The 20,507-nt window shown below is 63.0% G+C and carries 19 protein-coding genes; 9 read left to right on the top strand and 10 right to left on the bottom strand.

Translation table 11 applies throughout. The features are described 5' to 3' along the window. Nucleotide 1: 1 nt before the first annotated feature. Entirely contained in the window at nt 2–733 is a 732-nt protein-coding gene (locus CHB97_RS06165; protein WP_244559426.1) for an alpha/beta fold hydrolase, read from the bottom strand. A gap of 216 nt (nt 734–949) precedes the next feature. Here CHB97_RS06165 and CHB97_RS06160 point away from each other — a divergent pair, with 216 nt between their 5' ends. Both CHB97_RS06160 and CHB97_RS06155 read left to right on the top strand, forming a co-directional pair. Then, complete coding sequence (locus tag CHB97_RS06160) at nt 950–2,605, top strand: DEAD/DEAH box helicase (RefSeq protein WP_089287086.1); 1,656 nt, start codon at nt 950–952, stop codon at nt 2,603–2,605. Nucleotides 2,606–2,608: 3 nt separating this feature from the next. Then, nucleotides 2,609–2,851 carry an Lrp/AsnC ligand binding domain-containing protein gene (locus CHB97_RS06155; protein ID WP_089287085.1) on the top strand — a complete coding sequence of 81 codons (243 nt, stop codon included), beginning with the start codon at nt 2,609–2,611 and terminating at the stop codon, nt 2,849–2,851. 63 nt (nt 2,852–2,914) lie between these two features. Here the strand turns inward: CHB97_RS06155 and CHB97_RS06150 are convergent, their stop codons facing one another. From CHB97_RS06150 to CHB97_RS06135, 4 genes are all read right to left on the bottom strand, one after another. Next, nucleotides 2,915–4,342: a PAS domain-containing methyl-accepting chemotaxis protein gene (locus tag CHB97_RS06150; RefSeq protein ID WP_244559425.1), complete on the bottom strand. Its 1,428-nt coding sequence runs from the start codon at nt 4,340–4,342 to the stop codon at nt 2,915–2,917. Nucleotides 4,343–5,054: 712 nt separating this feature from the next. After that, entirely contained in the window at nt 5,055–6,944 is a 1,890-nt protein-coding gene (locus CHB97_RS06145; protein ID WP_089287083.1) for a hydantoinase B/oxoprolinase family protein, read from the bottom strand. A 29-nt stretch (nt 6,945–6,973) separates the two neighbouring features. Next, entirely contained in the window at nt 6,974–9,031 is a 2,058-nt protein-coding gene (locus CHB97_RS06140) for a hydantoinase/oxoprolinase family protein (RefSeq protein WP_089287082.1), read from the bottom strand. 122 nt (nt 9,032–9,153) lie between these two features. Further along, a complete protein-coding gene (locus CHB97_RS06135; protein ID WP_089287081.1) occupies nt 9,154–10,065 on the bottom strand; it encodes a hydroxymethylglutaryl-CoA lyase in 912 nt (303 codons plus the stop codon). Nucleotides 10,066–10,333: 268 nt separating this feature from the next. On the opposite strand from CHB97_RS06135, the gene CHB97_RS06130 reads away from it, so the two are divergent. From CHB97_RS06130 to fmt, 6 genes are all read left to right on the top strand, one after another. Then, entirely contained in the window at nt 10,334–11,575 is a 1,242-nt protein-coding gene (locus tag CHB97_RS06130) for a CaiB/BaiF CoA-transferase family protein (protein WP_200819838.1), read from the top strand. Between the two features lie 3 nt (nt 11,576–11,578). After that, the gene (locus tag CHB97_RS06125) at nt 11,579–12,214 is read left to right on the top strand and encodes an isochorismatase family protein (protein WP_089287080.1); all 636 of its coding nucleotides are present in this window, start codon (nt 11,579–11,581) and stop codon (nt 12,212–12,214) included. Then, entirely contained in the window at nt 12,214–12,849 is a 636-nt protein-coding gene (locus CHB97_RS06120) for a GntR family transcriptional regulator (protein ID WP_089287079.1), read from the top strand. Before CHB97_RS06125 ends, CHB97_RS06120 begins: the two co-directional genes overlap by 1 nt. 82 nt (nt 12,850–12,931) lie before the next feature. After that, nucleotides 12,932–14,476, top strand: a complete 1,545-nt coding sequence (rmuC, locus tag CHB97_RS06115; protein ID WP_244559424.1) for a DNA recombination protein RmuC — start codon at nt 12,932–12,934, stop codon at nt 14,474–14,476. Between the two features lie 103 nt (nt 14,477–14,579). Continuing rightward, nucleotides 14,580–15,089: a peptide deformylase gene (gene def, locus CHB97_RS06110; protein ID WP_089287078.1), complete on the top strand. Its 510-nt coding sequence runs from the start codon at nt 14,580–14,582 to the stop codon at nt 15,087–15,089. A gap of 42 nt (nt 15,090–15,131) precedes the next feature. Continuing rightward, the gene (gene fmt, locus CHB97_RS06105; RefSeq protein ID WP_089287077.1) at nt 15,132–16,055 is read left to right on the top strand and encodes a methionyl-tRNA formyltransferase; all 924 of its coding nucleotides are present in this window, start codon (nt 15,132–15,134) and stop codon (nt 16,053–16,055) included. 6 nt (nt 16,056–16,061) lie between these two features. Here the strand turns inward: fmt and CHB97_RS06100 are convergent, their stop codons facing one another. Further along, the gene (locus tag CHB97_RS06100; protein WP_089287076.1) at nt 16,062–16,502 is read right to left on the bottom strand and encodes a thioesterase family protein; all 441 of its coding nucleotides are present in this window, start codon (nt 16,500–16,502) and stop codon (nt 16,062–16,064) included. Nucleotides 16,503–16,514: 12 nt separating this feature from the next. Next, nucleotides 16,515–17,330, bottom strand: a complete 816-nt coding sequence (locus CHB97_RS06095) for a thioesterase family protein (protein ID WP_089287075.1) — start codon at nt 17,328–17,330, stop codon at nt 16,515–16,517. Between the two features lie 158 nt (nt 17,331–17,488). Between CHB97_RS06095 and CHB97_RS06090 the strand changes: the two genes are divergently transcribed. Further along, nucleotides 17,489–18,706: a TetR/AcrR family transcriptional regulator gene (locus CHB97_RS06090; RefSeq protein ID WP_089287074.1), complete on the top strand. Its 1,218-nt coding sequence runs from the start codon at nt 17,489–17,491 to the stop codon at nt 18,704–18,706. Here the strand turns inward: CHB97_RS06090 and CHB97_RS06085 are convergent, their stop codons facing one another. Genes CHB97_RS06085 through CHB97_RS06075 form a run of 3 tightly spaced genes read right to left on the bottom strand, consistent with a single transcriptional unit; the run spans nt 18,707 to nt 20,480 of the window. Next, nucleotides 18,707–19,321 (bottom strand): 2-hydroxychromene-2-carboxylate isomerase, encoded by a 615-nt coding sequence (locus CHB97_RS06085; protein WP_089287073.1) that lies wholly within the window; start codon nt 19,319–19,321, stop codon nt 18,707–18,709. A 16-nt stretch (nt 19,322–19,337) separates the two neighbouring features. Continuing rightward, nucleotides 19,338–20,018, bottom strand: a complete 681-nt coding sequence (locus CHB97_RS06080) for an SDR family oxidoreductase (RefSeq protein ID WP_089287072.1) — start codon at nt 20,016–20,018, stop codon at nt 19,338–19,340. Between the two features lie 54 nt (nt 20,019–20,072). Next, nucleotides 20,073–20,480 (bottom strand): MAPEG family protein, encoded by a 408-nt coding sequence (locus CHB97_RS06075; RefSeq protein WP_200819837.1) that lies wholly within the window; start codon nt 20,478–20,480, stop codon nt 20,073–20,075. Between the last annotated feature and the right edge of the window lie 27 nt (nt 20,481–20,507).

Here is a 20,507-nt window from a genome sequence, read left to right as displayed (position 1 = left end):
ATCACTTGGTGTTCCGCAGCCCGATCAGCCATGCGCGCATCAGCGCGGATGTCTGGTCGGGCTGTTCGAGCGGGGCCAGATGGCCGCAATGGTCCAGCACCATGCAGCGACCGCCGGGCACGGCAGCCGCCACTTCCTCCAGCCGGTCAGGCGGAGTGATCGCGTCATCCCGCCCGACGATGCAGAGCGTGGGCACCTGGATGGCGTCCAGGAAGGGCCGGCTGTCGATCCGGCCCAGAATGGCACTCTGCTGGCGCAGAAAGGCATCGCGGCCCACCCGCTCCGCCATCTCCAGCACCACCCCCGCCACGGCCGGGTCATTGGCCCGGTCCGGGTGGATCAATGCTGGCAGCAGGCGCGGGGTGACGCCCTTGAACTTGCCCATTTTTGCCAGCTTGATCAGGGCCATACGGCGTTCGCGCTGTTCATCCGTATCCGGCCGAGCGGTGGTATCCACCAGGCACAGGCCCAGCACCCGTTCCGGCGCGCGGCGCATGATTTCCATCGCCACATAGCCCCCCATGGACAGGCCAGCCAGGGCAAAACGCGCCGGGGCCGTGACCAGCACCTGGGTTGCCATTGCCGCCACACTGTCCGCCTGGGTCAGGTCCGCCACCTGTGCGTCGGCAATATCCGCCAAGGCCGCCACCTGATGCGCCCACAGCGCGTGGTCGCACAGCAGGCCCGGCAACAGAAGGAGGGGCAGCCTTGCGTCCTGCGGTGGGTGCATCATCGCCCGAAATCCTTGCTCTTAAAGGCTGGAATTGTTATCGAAGATGCCGACCCTAGCTGATGCGTAAAGTCCGGCCAAGCCGGCGACGCGGTGGTTTTGTCTGGTCGGCGGCTGGCGCATGGCAAACGCGCCCTCCTTCGGCCATATGGTCGTCCATCCATGCCGCTGACGTCACGGTCTTGATCGACGTCGTTTTACCTGCCTGACGAAGGTCGAATGCTGTTTTCGGAACTGGGGCTCGGGCCCGACGTCCTCCGCGCTGTTGATGAAGTTGGGTATAAGAACCCGACGCCGATCCAGGAGAAGGCGATTCCCTGGGTATTGCAGGGGCGTGACGTCCTGGGTTGTGCACAAACAGGCACCGGTAAGACGGCGTCCTTCACCCTGCCCATGATTGATATTCTGGGCCGTGGCCGCGCCAAGGCGCGGATGCCCCGCTCCCTGATCCTGGAGCCGACGCGCGAACTGGCCGCCCAGGTGGCCGATAATTTTGAGCTGTATGGCAAATATCACAAGCTGAACATGGCCCTGCTGATCGGCGGCGAGTCGTTCGGCGACCAGATCAAAAAGCTGGAACGCGGCGTCGATGTGCTGATCGCCACGCCCGGCCGCATGATGGACCTGTTTGATCGCGGCAATATCCTGCTGACCGATATCAAGGTGCTGGTGATCGACGAAGCCGACCGTATGCTGGATATGGGCTTCATCCCCGATATCGAACGCATCGTCAGCCTGCTGCCGCGCAAGCGTCAGACTCTGTTCTTCAGCGCCACCATGCCGCCGGAAATCAAGCGGCTGGCCGACAAGTTCCTGGACAAGCCGGAAGAGGTGACGGTCAGCGCGCCCGCCTCCACCGCCACCACGGTGGCCCAGCATCTGCTGGTGGTGCAGGAGGAAGACAAACGCGAAGCGCTGCGCCAGTTGCTGAAGAATGATGATGTGAAGAACGCCTTCATCTTCTGCAACCGCAAGAAGGATGTGGACATCGTCTATGGTTCCCTGGCCAAGCACGGCTTCAATGCCGGTGCCCTGCATGGGGACATGATGCAGTCCAAGCGGATGGAAACGCTGGAAGCCTTCAAGAATGGCAGCATCGACCTGCTGGTCTGTTCTGACGTGGCGGCACGCGGCATCGATATCTCCAATGTCAGCCACGTGTTCAATTTCGACACGCCGCACCATTCGGAAGATTATGTCCACCGTATCGGCCGCACCGGCCGTGCTGGCAAGACCGGTCGCGCCTTCACCATCGCCGTGCCGGAAGATGGCAAGCTGGTGCAGGCCATTGAAAAGCTGATCAATCAGGAAATCCCGCGTTTCAGCATCGAAGGGATTGAGACGGCTGAGTTGTCCTTCGATGATGATCCGCGCCGCCGCCGTGGCCGTGGCCGCAAGGAAGAAACACGCCGTCCGGAACCGCGCGCCAGGCGCACCCGGGAAGAGGCGGTGGAGGCACCGGCAGCTGCTGTTGAGGCGACGACGGAGTCACGTGAACCGCGCCGCGAGCGGGGCAACCGCGACCGCTTCGAAGCCCGCCATAGTGAAGGCCGTCCAGAGCGCAACGGCGATAACCGCTTGGATCGTAACGGCGAGGGTCGTCCGGATCGGGCGGAAGCCCCGCGCCGGGAGCGTGATGATCGTCGTGACCGCGATGACCGGCGTGACCGTCGCCCGCGGCGCGATGATCGTGATGATGATCTGGTGCCGGTGCTGGGCTTTGGTGACCATGTGCCGGCCTTCATCCTGCGGGTTGCCCGCCCGCGCAAGGCCGGTGCGGAGCAGGCCGAATCCCTGCCGCTGGATGTGGTGGAGAGCGGGGAGGACAGCGTTTCCCTGCCCACGACCACAATCGAAGCGGTGGCAGAGGTCTGAGCCATGCAAACCATCTTCGTCCAGGTCAAATGCGAACTCGGCCGCGCCTATGACGTGGCCGACCGCGCCGTCCAGGATGTGGAAGAGGTTTCAGAGGTGCATTCCATCTCCGGCCAATATGACCTGATGATGAAATGCTTCTTGGCTGACGATGCCGATATCGGCCATTTCGTCACCGGACGCATTCAGACCCTGGCCGGGGTCAAGGATACGTTCACCATCATCACCTTCAAGGCGTTCAACTGAACCGTCTGGCTTGGTTATGATGGCCATGTAAAAAGGGGCGCCCGATCGGGCGCCCCTTTTTTATCAGCGAACCAGCACTTCCGCTGCTTCCTTGGTTTTAGTCACCGACTGGGCGACTTCGCGCACCGCGTCGGAGATGGCGACCACATTGGTGGAGACCGTACTGACCGCTTTGGACGCACGCTGCATGTTATCCGACATGCCCCGCGTCACTGCACTCTGCTCTTCCACGGCGGATGCCGTCGTCGTCACCAGATCGCGTACCGAATTCACCGCATCGCGGATCGCATCCAGGGCCCCGGCCACTTCGCCAGAGGTGCTCTGGATGCCATCGATTTCGTTGGAAATCTGGTCAGTGGCACGGGCGGCCTGGTTGGCCAGGTTTTTCACCTCCGACGCCACAACGGCAAAGCCGCGACCCGCCTCCCCTGCCCGTGCCGCCTCGATGGTGGCATTCAGGGCCAGCAGGTTGATTTGGCCGGCAATGTTCTGGATCAGGGCGACAATGCCATTCATTGCCTGGGCCGCATTGGTCAGGCGCTGGGTGCTGGCCTCCGCCGCCTGGGCGCGTTCGAACACGCTGTCGGCCGCATGGCGGGACTGAACCATGGAGCGGGCAATCTCATCCACCGATGCGGCCAGTTCGCCGGCCCCCGCCGCCACCGCCTGCACATTTTCCGACGCGTCCCCGGCCGCCTTCTTGGCATTGCCGGCCTCATTCATGGAGCGGTCGATCTCGCTGTTGATCTCGCCAAAATTCTTGTCGATCAGGGACTTCAGATTGCCCAGCAGTTCCACCTGCGCGGTGATGTCGGTGGCAAACTTCACCACCTTGGCTATTTTGCCATTGGCATCGAAGATCGGGTTATAGGAACCCTCAATCCATACCGGCTTGCCGGTCTTGGACAGGCGCTTGAATTGTGCCGCGCGATATTCGCCGCGGCGCAGCCCTTCCCAGAACGCTTCATATTCCCGGCTGTTCTTATAGTCCGGTTCCACAAAGATATTGTGATGCTTGCCCTTGATCTCCTCCAGCCGGTAACCCATGGCTTTGAGGAAATTCTCATTGGCATCGATGATGGTGCCATCGACACTGAACTGGATCACGGCCTGCGACCGGCTGATCGCGGTCATCTGGGCGGCATAGTCCAGGTTCAACAGCCGTTCATGGGCATTGGACCATTCCACCACGAAGCCGATGCGGCGCCCGGCTTCGGAAAGCGGGGTCACCAGCAGGTCGAAGGTCCATTTCCCGACCCTGATGGTGGCGGCATGGGGCTTGGTCAGTGCGGCCAGCATCTTGCGCTGATGCGCCGGGTTCTTGTGGAACACGTCGATATTGCTGCCGATCAGACGGTCAGCGCGGAAATGCGGCAATTCCTTGCGCAGATCGGCCTCCGCCTCCTGCATCAGCGCCATGACCGACGGATTCATGTAGATGATGTCGAGATTGGGGTCGGCAACCATCACATTGCCACGCAGCGCATCCAAGGCTGCAATCCGCGCCGTCGGAAGATCGCGGTTTTTTGTAAAGCGGCCCAGCATACTGAAAGTCCCCATGAGTGATCGTTGCCTGGACCATAAGGTTGCATAAAAACACCCCTTATGATGCTACACATAAGATTAACCTATCTTTCTGTATAGGTTGCCGAATGACCTATCGGCATCAGCCCATGTCGCTATATCGTGAAGTAGGGGTTATACATAATACGTCCGTATTTCGGGATGTCCTGTCAGTACCCCGCTTAAGGCGTGGCCTCCTCTACAACATGCCGGGGTAGATTTACTCCGGTGGACGCAACCTCCCCGGCTTCTTTGCCCCTCCCTACTTCCATCCCGTCCTTGTGTTTGTCGCCAAGGCAGTGTCTGCTTTGTTCTATCGGTTGTACTACAAAAAATATATGTTGAAAATTAGAAACAATTCAATAAGAAAATGATTTTCTATGAAACTTTCTGATACTGCGCTGCCTTTGCAGCAAAGGCTTAGAGCGGATCGCGGAAAAGCGGGTTCGCTTTGGAGCGTGAATCCGCTCGCTGAACAAGAATTTAGAGCCGGGTGCGTTTCCGGTTAAACGCACCCGGCTCTAGCGGCTGAGAACGCCGCCGCCCGATGATGGCCCCATGATCAACTCGATAAAAAAGCCCTGCGAAACCGGGTTTCGTAGGGCTTTTTCGCTGTGAATCAGTCTGTGTCGACCGGGGATCAGGCCGCCGTCGTCTCCAGCTGCACACTGTTCTGCTGGGATGGATCCTTCGGCGCCGGCAGGCCAGTTTCCGTCAGGCAACGCTCCCGCAGCTCTTCGATGGTGCCGCCGAAATTGAACAGGCCGATTTCACCGCGCTTGGTGGCCAGTTCGTCGCGCAGCGCCGCAGTGGCGGCCGCATCCACCGAACCATCAGCGGCGATGACAACGCCATAACGCTTGGCGCCGTCCCGGGTCACCAGACCGCGCTTCACATCGGTCGCCACCAGCGCCGGATCGCGGGCCAGCGGGTCGCCCCAGCCGCCGCCGCCCCAGGTGTCGAAGATCAGCAGGTCGCCGGGGCGGACCTGGATATCGTCGATCTTGGCGGCCAGCACTTCCTCCACGCCATTGGCGCGGATCAGCACGCGGCGGGAACGCCAACCCGGCTCACCGCCATTCACGCCCCAGGGATAGGTGAACCAGCGGTCATCATGGATGGCGATGGCCCCGGGCTCCAGGAAGCGGTAGGAGATGCGCACCCCATTGCCGCCACGGTGCAGGCCCGGCCCGCCGCTGTCGGGGATCGTCTCATACCGTTCGATCCGCAGCGGGAAATAGGCTTCCAGAAACTCGTTCGGCACATTGGTAAAGTTTGGCCACAGGGAGTGACCATCCGGCCCGTCGCCGAAAGGACGGCCGGGGATGCCGCCGAAACCGATCTGGAACAGCTGGTAGTACTTACCCGACCCGCGATAGGTGCCCGAGAGCATCAGGTGCGGGGAGGAGGAGAAGCCGGCAGCGTTGAGGAATTCCGGCGTGCGCTGGCCCAGCAGGGCCCCCAGCACGTCGAACACGCGGCCGATACCATGGGTACGGCAGGAGAGTGCCGCCGGGTATTTCGGCTTCAGCAGGGAACCTTCAGGGATGCGGGTTTCAACCAGATCATAGAACCCATCGTTGAACAGGATCTGCGGGTCGAACACCATGATCATGTAAATGCCGAAGAACATCTTCAGCATGTTTTCATTCAGGTAGAAATTGATCGAGCTTTCCGACTGGGGCGAAGTGCCTTCCCAGTCCAGGATCACCTTCTCCCCCTCACGCCACATGGTGGCCTTCAGCTTGAAGGGACCGAAGCCGCGACCATCATCGCAGATATAATCTTCAAAGCTGACCTTCTCCGTGCTGATCGAGGTTTCGATCAGCTTGGCCATGGCGCGCTTGTTGCGCTCCAGCAGCTCATCCACGGCAGAGATATAGACATCGGTCTGGAAACGCTTGCACATTTCCACGATACGGCGACCGGCAATGCGGCAAGACGCGATGATGGCGTTCAGGTCCGACCGGCACCAGTCGCGGGTGCGGGTGTTGTTCAGCACCAGTTCCAGCACATCCTCGTTCAGCACGCCCTTGCGGTACAGCTTGATCGGCGGGATGCGGATGCCTTCCTGGAAGATGGAGGTGGCATCGGTCGGCAGGGAGCCGGGCACCTTGCCGCCCACGTCGGTCTGGTGGCCGAAATGACAGGTCCAGGCAACCAGACGCCCATCATGGAACACCGGCAGGATGATCAGCCAGTCGTTCAGATGGCTGATGGCCCCTTCGACGGAGTACGGGTCCGACAGCCAGATGACATCGCCTTCCTCAATCGTGTTCTTATAGTTCTTCAGGAAGCCACCCAGGAAGGAACCGAACTGGCCGACAACCATCTTGCCTTCATGGTTGGCGATCAGCGGGAAAGCGTCACCCTGTTCGCGGATGCCCGGCGACATGGCCGTGCGAAACAGGGTGGCATCCATCTCGGCGCGGGCGTTGCGCAGGGCGTTTTCAATAATGTCCAGCGTGATCGGGTCGATGGCGATCTTCTGGAACGGGGTCGGGTTGGTCTGAATGATCTGGGCAACCATGGGTCTGTCCCCTTTTCAGAAGCTGGAAATCACTGGGCGGCGAGCGGGCGGATCAGGATCAGCCCATAGGGATCGACCTCGGCCACATGGTCGGGCAGCAGCACGGTGGTGCTGTCCATCTCGCAGATGATGGCCGGGCCGATGACGCGGTCGCCCGCCTTCAGCTTGGCACGATCATAGATGACCGCCGGATGTTCCTGGCCATCGGCCCAGATGGCATGGTCGCGCACCTTGGCGGCGGACGGGTCGCCATTACCTTCCGGCAGCTTCTCCAGCTTGATGGCTGATGCCTTGCCCAGGGCCGTGGCACGCACCGTCACCAGCTCGCGGTCCGATTCCAGGCAGAAGGTGAACAGGCGCTCATGCTCCTTATCAAAGGCAGCACCCAGATTTTCCAGGCCAGCAGCCTCGAACCCATCCAGGGTGACCGGCAGGGAAACCTCGAAGGCCTGACCGGAGTAGCGCACGCCGGCTTCGAAAGTGATTTCCTGCTCGGCCACCGGCACGCCCTCGGCCAGCAGTTCCTTGGAAACGGCTGCGTGCAACTCGCGCAGCACATCGGCCACGGTTTGGTTGCTGACATCCGGGAACGGCTTGCCGATAGACTTGGCGCGTTCGGCGCGCAGGCGGGTGGTGGCATCGCCAAAGGCGCAGAGCACGCCGGGGCTGGGGGGCACGATCACCGGCCAGCTGCCCAGTAGCTTGCCGAGCGCGTTGGCGTGCAGCGGGCCGGCACCGCCAAAAGCCACCAGCGCAAAATCACGTGGATCATAGCCCTGCTGGACGGAGATCAGGCGCAGGGCACCCATCATCGTCTCATTGGCGATGGAATAAATACCGTTGGCGGCTTCCTGCACACTGATGCCCAGCGTGTCGGCGATGACCTGCACCGAGGCGGCCGCCGCCGGACGGTCCAGGCGCATGGTCCCGCCCAGCAGTTCTTCGGGCAGATAGCCCAGCACCACATTGGCATCGGTCACGGTCGGCTTATCGCCGCCACGGGAATAGCAGACGGGGCCGGGAACGGCACCGGCAGAGGCCGGGCCGACGCGCAGCGCCTTGGTCAGTTCCGGCACGAAGGCGATGGAACCGCCACCGGCACCCACCGTGCGGATATCCAGGGAGGTGGCGCGGACCTTCAGATCACCGCATTCGGTTTCACGCGCCAGACGCGGCTGGCCATTTTCAATCAGCGCCACATCGGTGGAGGTGCCGCCGACATCCACGGTCAGCAGATTGCCGAAACCGGACTTGCCGCACACCCACATGGCACCGGCCACGCCGCCGGCGGGGCCGCTCATCAGCAGGTTGACCGGGTGGTCCTGCGCCTTCTCAAAGCTCATCAGACCGGCATCGGAGCGCAGCAGGTTCATCTGCCCGTTCATGCCGGCCTTGTTCAGCTCCGCCTTCAGGTTGCGCACATAGTTGGCCACGCGCGGACGGACATAGGAGTTGGCAACGGTGGTCAGCGCCCGCTCATATTCCTGCATTTCCGGCAGGACTTCAGAGGACAGCGAGATCGGAAGGTCGGGGAAGACTTCCCGGGCGATCTCACCGGCGCGCTTTTCATGTACATCATTGCGATAGGCATTGATGAAGGAAATCGTCAGCGCCTCAATCCCCTCCTTCTTCAGCCCTTCCAGGGCAGTGCGCAAGGCGGCTTCATCCAGCGGGGTGACGATTGCGCCATCCGCGCCAATGCGCTCCGGCACTTCCACCGTGGATTCCAGCGGGGCGGTCAGCGGTGGCTTGTTCCAGACGATCCAGCCAGCCAGACCGCCCGGCACGAAGGAACGGGCAATGTGCAGCACCTGGCGGTACCCGTCCGTCGTCACCAAGCCCACCTTGGCGCCGGTGCTGGTCAGCACCGTGTTGGTGGCCACCGTGGTGCCGTGCATGAACAGCTGCACATCCTTGGGATCGATCTTCGCCTTGGCACAAATCTTCAGCGTGCCATTGACGACGGCAACCGACGGGTCGTGCGGGGTGGACGGCACCTTGTCGCGGAACGTCTCACCCGTCTCATCCTCGATCAGCAGAAGGTCGGTGAAGGTACCCCCCACATCCACGCCCAGCCTGTAAGCCATCACTCTCTCCTGTTCGACGCGATTTGTTCGCATAGGGGCATGAGGCCCCGTTCATTTGCGGGCGGCGCAGCGCCCGGAAACCGCCAGCCACAAGGCGGTTAAAGCGCCGGTTGAACGGCCGTTCAGGCCGCCTTTGGCACCGGCGGGAAGATGCCGGCCCGGCCCAGCATGGCCGGGTTCTGCCGCCCCAGAACCCCTTCCAGCCACTTGGCCCCCTCAATGGCGGTGACCAGATCGACGCCGGTTTCGATCTTCATGCGGTTCAGCATGTAGACCAGATCTTCGGTCGGGATATTGCCGGTGGCGGCGGGTGCGAAGGGGCAGCCGCCGATCCCGCCCAGGGAGCTGTCCAGCACCGTCACGCCAGCCGTGATGGCGGCATAGGCATTGGCGATACCGGTATTACGGGTATTGTGGAAATGCGCCCGCAGCCGCATCCCCGGCAGGGCCTTGGCCACGGCGGTGAAGCGTTCCACCACATCGGCCGGGCTGCCCACGCCGATCGTGTCGGCCAGCGCGATTTCATCCGTACCGTGCTCAGCAGCACGCTTGGCGATTTCCACCACCCGTTCGACCGGCACTTCCCCTTCAAAGGGGCAGCCAAAGGCAGCGCCGATGGTGATGCTGGTGGGGATTTTGGCGGCCCGCGCGGCGGCGGCCACTTCGGCCCAGCCGGTCAGCGTGTCCAGCGTCGGCACGCCATTATTGCGGGTGGAGAAGGTGTCGGAGGCGACCAGCACATAATTGACTTCCGAGGCGCCTGCCGCCAGCGCCCGGTCAAAACCGCGCCCGTTCAGCGCCAAGCCAATATAGGAAACACCCTTATCCTTGGGCAGAGCGGACAGCACAGCCTCCGCATCGGCCATCTGCGGTACGCGCTTGGGGTTGACGAAGCTGGTCACCTCAATCCGGCGCACACCCGCGGCAATGGCCCGGTTGACCAGTTCCACCTTGGCTTCCGTGCTGACCAGCACGGCTTCGTTCTGCAGCCCGTCGCGCGGGCTGACTTCCACGATTTCGATCGAACCAGCCATCTGTCCCTATCCTTGGAAAATCCGGCAGAGGCGCGCAAAAGGCGTCGGCCCCGCCCTGTCTTTATGTATACAAACATGAGGATGATGGACTGACAAGCGGAAAACCGTGACGATTTCATCCACGACCACTCCACGGTCAGAAAGGCGGCTTATTCCTTGTATCCTGGTCATGTTCGGTGCATTCTCCCGCTTGACGGCCGGTTTTCGCCACGCGGCGCACTGTACCGGCCCCATTCTGATTATGTATACATTGAATGAGGAGAACGCCGTGACCGAGAAGGCCACTGAAACCCTGGGTGAAGGTCAGGTCGCCACCCGTCAGGGTCCGCTGACGGATCTGCGCGTGATCGAGATGGGCCAGCTGCTGGCCGGCCCGTTCTGCGGTCAGCTGCTGGCCGATTTCGGCGCGGAAGTGATCAAGCTGGAACAGCCGGGCGTGGGCGATCCGATGCGCGAATGGGGCCGGGAAAAGCCCCATGGCAAGTCGCTCTGGTGGCCGGTGGTGGCCCGCAACAAGAAGTCGGTCACGCTCAACCTGCGTGAAAAGGCGGCCCAGGATATCGTGCGCGATCTGGTGGCCAAGTCCGACATCCTGATCGAGAATTTCCGTCCCGGCACCATGGAGCGCTGGGGCCTGGGCTATGATGTGCTGTCCAAGATCAACCCGAAGCTGGTGATGGTGCGCGTCACCGGCTTTGGCCAGACCGGTCCCTATTCCAGCCAGGCCGGCTATGGTTCCATCGGTGAAGCCATGGGCGGCCTGCGCTATGTGGTGGGTGATCCCTCCACCGCCCCGTCGCGCATGGGCATTTCCATCGGTGACAGCCTGGCCGCCACCTATGCGGCCCTGGGTGCCTTGATGGCCATCCATGCCCGTGAACGCACCGGTCGTGGCCAGGTGGTGGACAGCGCCATCTATGAAGCCGTGCTGGCGATGATGGAAAGCCTGATCACCGAATATGACCAGACCGGCTATATCCGGGAACGCACTGGCCCGATTCTGCCGAACGTAGCGCCGTCCAACGTCTATCCGGCCAGCGATGATCAGATGATCCTGATCGCCGCCAACCAGGATACCGTGTTCAAGCGTCTGGCAGAGGCGATGGGCCAGCCGGAGCTGGCGACCAACCCGCGCTACGCCACCCATTCCGCCCGTGGTGCCGTACAGCAGGAACTGGATGACCTGATCGCCGACTGGACCCGCACGGTGGACAGCGCCACCCTGCTGGAGCTGATGGAAAAGCATGGTGTGCCGGCCGGCCGCATCTATCGCACCCCGGAAATGCTGGTCGACCCGCATTTCCAGGCCCGCCAGAACATCATCAAGGTGGCCCACCCGATCTTCGGCAAGCTGGCGATGCAGAATGTCGCCCCCCGCCTGTCGGATACACCGGGCGGCGTTGTTCATGCCGGCCCGGAACTGGGCCAGCATACGGAAGAAATCCTGTCCGGCGTTCTGGGCCTGAATGGCGAGAAGCTGGCCAGCCTGAAAGCCGCAGGGATCATCTGAGCCATGACGAAAGATTTGAATGCCGATTACGCGCAGGCCGGTTTCGGCAACCGGCTGGGTTGGGGCAAGCGCCCCGCCCTGCTTATCATTGATTTCGTCAAAGCCTATCTCGACCCGGCCTGTCCGCTTTATGCGGGGGTGGAGAAGACGCGCGACGGGGCGGAAGCCCTGTTGCGCGCCGCACGCGCCGCCGGCATCCCGGTGATCCACACCAATGTTGCCTATACGCCCGGCGGCGTGGATGGCGGGGTGTTTTTCCGCAAGGTCAAGGCGCTGAGCTGTTTTGAGCGAGACAAGCACCCGCAATGGGCCGCCTTCGCCGACGGGCTGGAACCGCTGCCGTCCGAACCGGTGGTGACCAAGCAATATGCCAGCGCCTTTTTCGGCACCTCCCTGGCGTCCACCTTCACCGCCATGGGCGTGGATACCGTGCTGATCGCCGGGCTTTCCACCTCGGGCTGTGTGCGGGCCTCGGCCCTGGATGCTTGCCAGAACGGGTTCATCCCCCTGGTGGTGCGGGAAGCCGTGGGCGACCGCGACCCGCGCATCCAGGAAGCCAACCTGTTCGACCTGAACGCCAAATATGCCGACGTGATTGCGTTGGAAGAGGCGATCAGCCATCTGGCAGGTAGCGTGTGATGAGTGCGACGGCCAGGGCCTATCAGGCCGTCCGGGGGCTGATCCTGGATGGCACGCTTCCACCGGGCAGCCGGTTGAAGGAAGAGGAACTGGCCGAGCGGATCGGCGTCAGTCGCACGCCGATCCGCGAAGCCCTGCGCCGTCTGGTGGCCGAAGGTTTGGCCGCCAAACCGGACAGCGGGGCCGGCGTGCTGGTACCGGACTGGTCTTACCGTGAGCTGGAGGAACAGTTCCGCCTGCGCGGGCTGATGGAGGCCCATGCCGTCACCCTGGCGGCATCCCGCATCAGCGATGAAGAGATTGAGCGGTTGCAGACCCTGGCCGATGCCATGGAAACCTGCGTGGCCCATAAGGGGGATGATTATCTGACCCTGAATGGGGAGTTCCACCACACCATCCTGTCTGCCGCCGGCAGCCGGCTGCTGGCAGCATTGATGCCGCATCTGGTGGAGGTGCCGGTGATCAACCGGACCTTCCATGCCTATGATCAGGCAGCCTTGGAACGCAGCAACCGGCACCACCGGGAACTGGTCGCCGCCCTGCGGCTGCGTGATGCCGATTGGGCCGCGTCCGTCATGCGCTCCCACATCGCCAATGCCTGGCACAGCTGGTCCAGCGGCATGGCCGCCCCGTAATTTGTTCGTATTCTGTTCCCATTTTAATTGGTTGCGGTTATGATGACGCGTACCCGTGCATTGATAACCGGAACCTTTGCCCTTGCCCGCCAGCTTCTCCCTTGATCCGTTATCCCTGATCCTTGGCGCCCTGTTGGCGGCCAGCCTTGTCGCCCTCTGGCTGCGCCAGGGCTCGGCCCGGCGGCTGGCCGGTTTGCGGGCGGAGGTGGCGGGCCTGCGAGCCGAACGCGACCATATGGGCCGGCATTTGGGGGAACTTCGCCATGAATTGGCGGAACGAGACCGGCTACTGGCCGATCTGCGCCGGCAATGGATGGGCGAACAGGCGGCACGGGCAGCGGCAGAGGCGGTGGCGGAACGCGTGCCGCTGCTGGAAGAGCGGTTGGCCGAGGCCCAGGATGAACAGGCCCATCTGCAAGCAGCCTTGGCCGAGACCCGGACGGAGCTGGAGCAGGAACGGCGCGGCAATATGGAAAAGCTGGCCCTGCTGGATCAGGCCCAGGCCCGGCTGGGGGATGCCTTCAAGGCCCTGTCGGCGGAGGCCCTATCCGCCAATAACCGCGACTTCCTGACGTTGGCCCAGGCGCAGCTGGAAAAATTCCAGGAATCGGCACGCGGCGACCTGGATAAGCGCAATGCCGCCATCGATGCCCTGGTCACCCCCATCCGCGACCATCTGACCAAGTTCGGGGAAGCGGTACAGGGCATCGAACAGGCCCGTGTCGGCGCCTATGTGGAGTTGAAGACCCAGATCGCGCACCTGATGGAAGGCCAGGGCCAGTTGCGGGCGGAAACCGGCAATCTGGTAAAGGCCCTGCGCAGCCCGGTGACCCGCGGCCGCTGGGGTGAAATCCAGCTCCGCCGCGTGGTGGAAATGGCCGGGATGCTGGACCATTGCGATTTCTTCGAACAGACCAGCACCCAGACCAGCGACGGCGCGCGGCTGCGCCCGGACCTGATTGTCCGCCTGCCCGGGGGCAAAAGCATTGTTGTGGACGCCAAGGCCCCGCTTGAAGCCTATCTGGATGCCACGCAGGAGGGCGATGACCGGGCCAAGATGGTGCATCTGGCCCGCCACGCCCGGCATGTCCGCGACCATATGAAGGGGCTGGGGGAGAAGCGCTATTGGGCGCAGTTCGATCCAGCCCCGGAATTTGTCGTGCTGTTCCTGCCGGGAGAGAATTTCTTCTCCGCCGCCTTGGAACAAGATCCCGGCCTGATTGAAGCCGGGATTGACCAATCGGTGATCCCCGCCACCCCCACCACCCTGATCGCCCTGCTGCGCGCCGTTTCCTATGGCTGGCGGCAGGAGGCGCTGACCCGCAATGCCCAGACCATCAGCCAACTGGGGCGGGAGCTTTATGAGCGGCTGGCGGTGATGGCCGACCATATGGGCCGTGTCGGCAAGGGGCTGGGCGGGGCCGTGAACAGCTATAATGCCGCCGTGGCCTCGCTGGAATCGCGGGTGCTGGTCACCGCCCGGCGCTTCAAGGATTTGCGTGCCGCCCCCGATGGAGCCAGCCTGCCCGAACTGGCCCCGCTGGACCATGCACCACGCCAGCCCATGGCCCTGGCCGACCCCTTGCCGGAAAATGATGGGCTGCCGGCCCCGCTGGCGGGGGAGTAGACCCGCACCCATGGCGCTTGACGCCAAAGGGCTTGGGGCCTATCTGCCCACAATGTAATAATGCCATCCGCGTTCCACCCCCGCCCGCCGGACCGAAGAAGAAATGTCTCTGCTGCCCATCCTCACCATCCCCGACACCCGCCTGAAGGCCAAGTGCAAGCCGCTGGACAATGTGGACGGTCGTGTCGCCGACCTGATGGATAATATGCTGGAGACGATGTACAAGGCGCCCGGCATCGGTCTGGCCGCCCCGCAGGTGGGCATCCTGGAACGGCTGATCGTGGTCGATGTCACCGACCACAAGAACGAAAAGCCGAACCCGCTGGCCATGGTCAATCCGGAGCTGATCTGGACCTCGGATGAACTGGCGGTGACGCAGGAAGGCTGCCTGTCCATCCCGGAAATCTATGCCGACGTCACCCGCCCGGCCCAGGTGCGCGTGCGCTATGTTGATCGCGCCGGGGAGGTGCGGGAGATGGATGCCGATGGCCTGCTGGCCACCTGTATCCAGCATGAAATTGACCACCTGAACGGTGTGCTGTTCATCGATCATCTCTCTTCGCTGAAGCGCAATATGGTGCTGCGCAAGTATAACAAGGCCAAGCGCGGCTGATCCGCGCTCCCCGCTTTTTTCCCGTTGCCTGGATATTCCGCTATGTCGCTGCGCCTCGCCTTCATGGGCACGCCGGATTTTTCGGTTGGCATCCTGGATGCGCTGGTGCAGGCCGGCCATCAGGTGGTCTGTGTCTATAGCCAGCCGCCCCGCCCCGCCGGGCGCGGCCAGCAGTTGCAGGCATCGCCGGTGCATCGCCGGGCGGAAGCCCTGGGCATTCCGGTACGCACGCCCAAAAGCCTGCGCAATGCCGAGACGCAGCGGGAATTTGCCGAGCTGGGGCTGGATGCAGCCATTGTCGCCGCCTATGGGCTGATCCTGCCGCAGGTGGTGCTGGATGCGCCGCGCCTGGGCTGCATCAATGTTCATGCCAGCCTGCTGCCGCGCTGGCGGGGGGCCGCCCCCATCCACCGCGCCCTGCTGGCTGGCGATGCCGAAACCGGCGTGACAATCATGCAGATGGATGCCGGGCTGGATACTGGCGCCATGCTGTTGAAGGACAGCATCGCTATCGGCCCGCGCATGATTGTATCGGAACTGCATGACGCGCTGGCCGCCATGGGCGCCCGGCTGATGGTGGCGGCCCTGCCCGGCATCGCTGATGGCAGCCTGAAACCGGAACCCCAACCAGCCGAGGGCGTGACCTATGCCGCCAAGCTGGTGAAGGATGAAGGCCGGCTGGACCTGACCCGCCCCGCCCTTGAACTGGATCGGCAAATCCGGGGGCTAAACCCCTGGCCCGGCTGCTGGATCGACCTGCCCAATGGGGAAAAGCTGAAGGTGCTGTCCGCCGAGCCGGTGGCCGGCAAGGCAGCAGCCGGCACCCTGCTGGACAGCACCGGCACGCTTGCCTGTGGTGAGGGGGCGTTGCGCCTGTTGCGCGTACAACGCCCCGGCCGCGGCCCGGTCGATGCCGCCGCCTTCCTCAACGGTTTTCCGCACAAGGTCGGCGAACGGCTTGTTTAAGCTGGATTAATTATCCACCAGCAATCGTGTGAGCGCTGCCCGGAAATCGTCGGGCAGCGGCGTGGGCCGCCGGTTTTCCCGATCCACATAGACATGGATGAAATGGCCGGCAGCGGCGGCCACTTCTTCACCCTGGCGGAAAATTCCCACCTCATACCGCACGGAGCTGTTGCCCAGCTTCGTCACAGCGATGCCGATATCCAATTGATCGGGAAAGGCAACGGGGGCGAAGTAGCGGCAGCCGGTTTCCACCACCAGCCCGATCACAGCACCCCCATGGATATCCAGCACCCCGGCGCGGATGAGATATTCATTCACCGCCGTATCGAAATAGGAATAATAGGTCACGTTATTGACGTGACCATAGACATCATTATCCATCCAGCGCGTGCCCAGCGGGGAGAAGTGCCGGTATTGCGCGCGGGTGGGCGTGGGTTCACGGGCCATGTTTGCTTCCCCTTAAAAGAACAGGGCCACATGCTGCATACCGGCGGCCACCGGTAAACCATCGCGGTTCCAGATGCCCATCTGCTGGCTGCTGTTGCCATCGACGGCATTCTGCAGGGTGGAGCGCAACAGCCACCAGCCATCCGTGGTCACAGGCGGATGCTGCATGAAATTGATGGTCCAGTTGGCCGAACTGGTCGGCCCCGGTCGGCGGGCCAGCGGCATGGCGGCCGGGGGCAGCGCGTCGGCCAGCGCCAGCAGGCCGACAGAGGGATCGATATCCCGCCCATCGCGCAGGCGGACCCAGAAGGCAAAATCGCTGCGCGGCGTGCCGTCGCTGGACTGCCAGAAAATCGCCGGCCGGTAATCGAAATTCTCCGTGAAGGCCGGGCGCTGTTCCACCGGGAATTCCAGGGGCTTGGCCCCCGGCGGCGGCACATCCGGCATCGGATGCCGGGTGACATCCACGCTGGAGGATTGAGCGGCCATGAACAGAAAGATCGCCCGCAGGCCCAGCCCATTCTCCCCCACCACATCGGCCTGGATATAGGCGCTGGAACGGCCCCGCCGCAGCAGTGACGCCGTAACCTGCACCCGGCCCCCCAGCGGCCCGATAAAGGCGATCTGGGCAGAACGCAAAGGCGGCAGGTCCAGGGCAAAGCGCCGGGCCGCCTCCAATGCCAGGGCCGCCGACAGGCCGCCATAGGCGGTGCGCCCCTGGGCCCAGCTGGCCGGCACCGTGACGGAGAATCCCGTCCCCTCCCACGCGGCGGCATTCAACAAGGCAGCCAGGGAGATGGCCGCCCCCTCCCCATTCTCTTCAACCATCGATATTTGATTCCGGGTTGTTCAATACTGAAAATTCTGCCCAGTCGCTTGATTATTGGCAAACAAAATCATCCAGCCATACTAATTTTACGATAAAATTGCACTGCACCTGTATGCGGGCCATGACGACATGAAGATGACATGATAACTTCATCAGCATGACTGATCTGACCGCCGCCAGCCGCCAGCGCAACAAGCGCGACCTGATCATCGCCGCCGCTTCCGGCCTGATCTATGATCAGGGGATTCGCGGCATGACACTGGGGGAGGTGGCGGCCCTTGTCGGGCTCAGCACCACCAGCGTCACCTATTATTTCAAACGCAAGGATCAACTGGCGGAAGCCTGTTTCGATGATACGCTGGAACGGTTCCGGGCCCTGGTGACCGGTGCCGGGCGGCATGGCGGCGGGCCGCGCGCCCGGGTTGCGGCGCTGGTGGATGGTTTTTTTGCCACCTACCATGCCATCCGGCGGGGGGTGGAACCGGCGGTGGCGCGCATCTCCGACATGCGCGCCATGGAAGAACCGCAGCGGGAGCGGCTGCTGAACCAGTATCACGACAGTTACCGCACCGTGCGCGACCTGTTTGGTGATAACAGCCCTCAGGCAACCCGCTGGGCCAATACGGCCCGCACCCATGTGCTGCTGGAATCCCTGTTCTGGGTGCAGGCCTGGCTGCCGCTGCACATGCCGGAAGAATATGACCGGGTGCGCCATCGCCTGCTGGACCTGTTCGCCCAGGGGCTGGCCCCCGAAGGGGGGGCCTGGTCGCCCAGCATCCTGTCCCTGCCGGCGCTGGAGGAGGATGGCAGCAAGCGGGATTTTCTGGCCGCCGCTACAAGGCTGATCAATGCGCGCGGCTATCGCGGGGCCTCGGTTGACCGGATCGTGGCAGAGCTGAACGTCACCAAGGGCAGTTTCTACCATCATCTGGATGCCAAGGATGATCTGGTCTATGCCTGTTTCCAGCGCAGTTTCGCGGTGGTGAAACAGGCGCAGGATATGGCCATTGCCCTGCCCCGCGTCAGCCAGCGCGACCGGCTGGCCGCCGCCGTCGCCACCCTGCTGGACCTGCAATTTGACAGCCGGCGCGCGCCCCTGTTGCGCAGCGTGGCGCTGCAGGCTTTGCCCAATGATCTGCGGGATGAGGTAATCAAGCAATCCAACCGGCTGGCCCGGCGGTTTGCCGGCATGGTGATTGACGGAATCATCGAAGGCTCGATCCGCCCGGTTGATCCGCTGGTCGCCTCGCAGACCATCATGGCGATGGTCAACGCCGCCTATGAGCTGGCGCCCTGGGCGGCAAAGCAACCGCCGGGACAGGCGGTCACCACCTATGCCGCCACCTTGTTTGACGGGCTGTTCGGCCGGGGCTGATCACCAGCCGCCGGCCCGCAGCCATTCCGCCATCTGGTCCAGCCGGTCCGCCCCCCAGAAGGGTTCGCCATCAACCAGGAAGAAGGGGGCACCGAAGACACCGCGGGCAATGGCAGCCTCTGTCTCGGCCCGCAGGGTCTCCTTGATGGCCGTATCGGCAATTCCCTGCTCCAGCGCGGCACGGTCAATGCCCATGCCGGCGGCGACATCCAGCACATTTTCCGGCAACGCCATATCCCGCCCCTCTGCCCAATGCGCATTGAAAATGGCACGGGCAAAGGCCGCCGGCAGATGCCCGTCGCCGCCCTGCCCCTCCAGCCAATAGAATCCGCGCGATGCAGCGAGTGAGGCAAAGGGCATAGGCAAAGGATGGGCAACAGCAATGCCCCAGCGGCGGGCACAGCGCGGCACATCATGGCGCAGATAATCGCCCTGCAGCGGCTTCATCAGGTTGGGCTGGCCGGCCGTCACCTTGAACACCGCCCCCAGCAGGATGGGCCGCCAGCGAACCACCCGGCCCAGATCGGCGGCCACGGCATCCACCCGGCAGGCCGCCAGATAAGCATAGGGGGAGGCAAAATCGAAAAAGAACTCAATCGGTGTCTTGTCCATCATCCGCTCTCCCACCCGTTCACCAGGGAATACGGCGCCCGTCAAAGGCGATGAAGCTGCCATTATCGGCAGGTCCGGCGGCGGCGATCACCCGCCGCAGGCCGGCCACACTGTCCCCCACCGGCAGCGGGGCCTTCGGCCCACCCATATCGGTCTGCACCCAGCCGGGATGCAGGGCCAGCAGGATGATCCCCTGATCGGCCAGATCGGCCGCCAGACTGCGGATACCCATATTCACCGCCGCCTTGGCAGCGCGATAGGCATAAAGACCACCGGATATATTTTCGGCCAGCGACCCCAGTTGGCTGGACAGCGTCGCCACCTTGGCCCCCGACCGCAGATTATCCTTCAGCGCCAGGGTCAGCAGGACGGGCGCCAAGGCATTGACCTGCATGGTTTCCAGCCAGCCGGCCGCATCAATCCCATCCTTTGATTGCCGGGCCGGGTCCGGCCCCATGGTGCCAGCATTATGGATCAGCAGGTCGATGGCACGGCCCTGCATCAAGGCGGCAAAGGCGGCGATGGACTCCGCCGCATTCACCGCCAAGGGCTGGACCTCCACGCCGGGCAACCCGGCGAGATCGCTCGATTTGGCCAGATCACGGCAGGTGGCCACCACCTGCCAGCCATCAGCGGCATATTGGCGGGCCAATTCCAGGCCGATCCCCCGATTGGCCCCGGTGATAACGACAAGCGGCATAATGCCTTCCTCCCTGATGTCCAAACCTGAGATTGTGGATGACAATCGGGCAGATCAAGCCGTCAGCAGGTGATAAACCGCCGCAATGATCAGCAGGACAGAGGCCGCCAGCATGGGAATCCAGGTCAGCAGAATGCCCCACATCCGCCCGAAACTGCGCCCCTCCGGCCGGGTGGAGATACCATAGGCGTGCAGCACCCGGCCCAACACCAGGGCAATACCCAACCCATGCAGCAGATAGAGGGAATGGTGCGTCAGTTCCAGCAGCGCCAGCAGGATCAGCGTCAGCGGCACATATTCCACAAAATTGCCCTGGGCACGGATGGCCCCGACCAGGGCGGGCACGCCGCCATCACCTACCGACACATTGTGCCGCATCCGCTGGCGCGAGACCAGAAAGCTGAGCACAAGCAGCACAATCCCCAACAGGCCGGCATAAAGCGGCGTCACCATGAACGGCATCTGACATTTCCCCTGATTTATTGTTTA

Source organism: Azospirillum sp. RU38E (assembly GCF_900188385.1).
Lineage (GTDB): Bacteria > Pseudomonadota > Alphaproteobacteria > Azospirillales > Azospirillaceae > Niveispirillum.
This window is presented reverse-complemented; position numbering and strand designations above follow the sequence as displayed.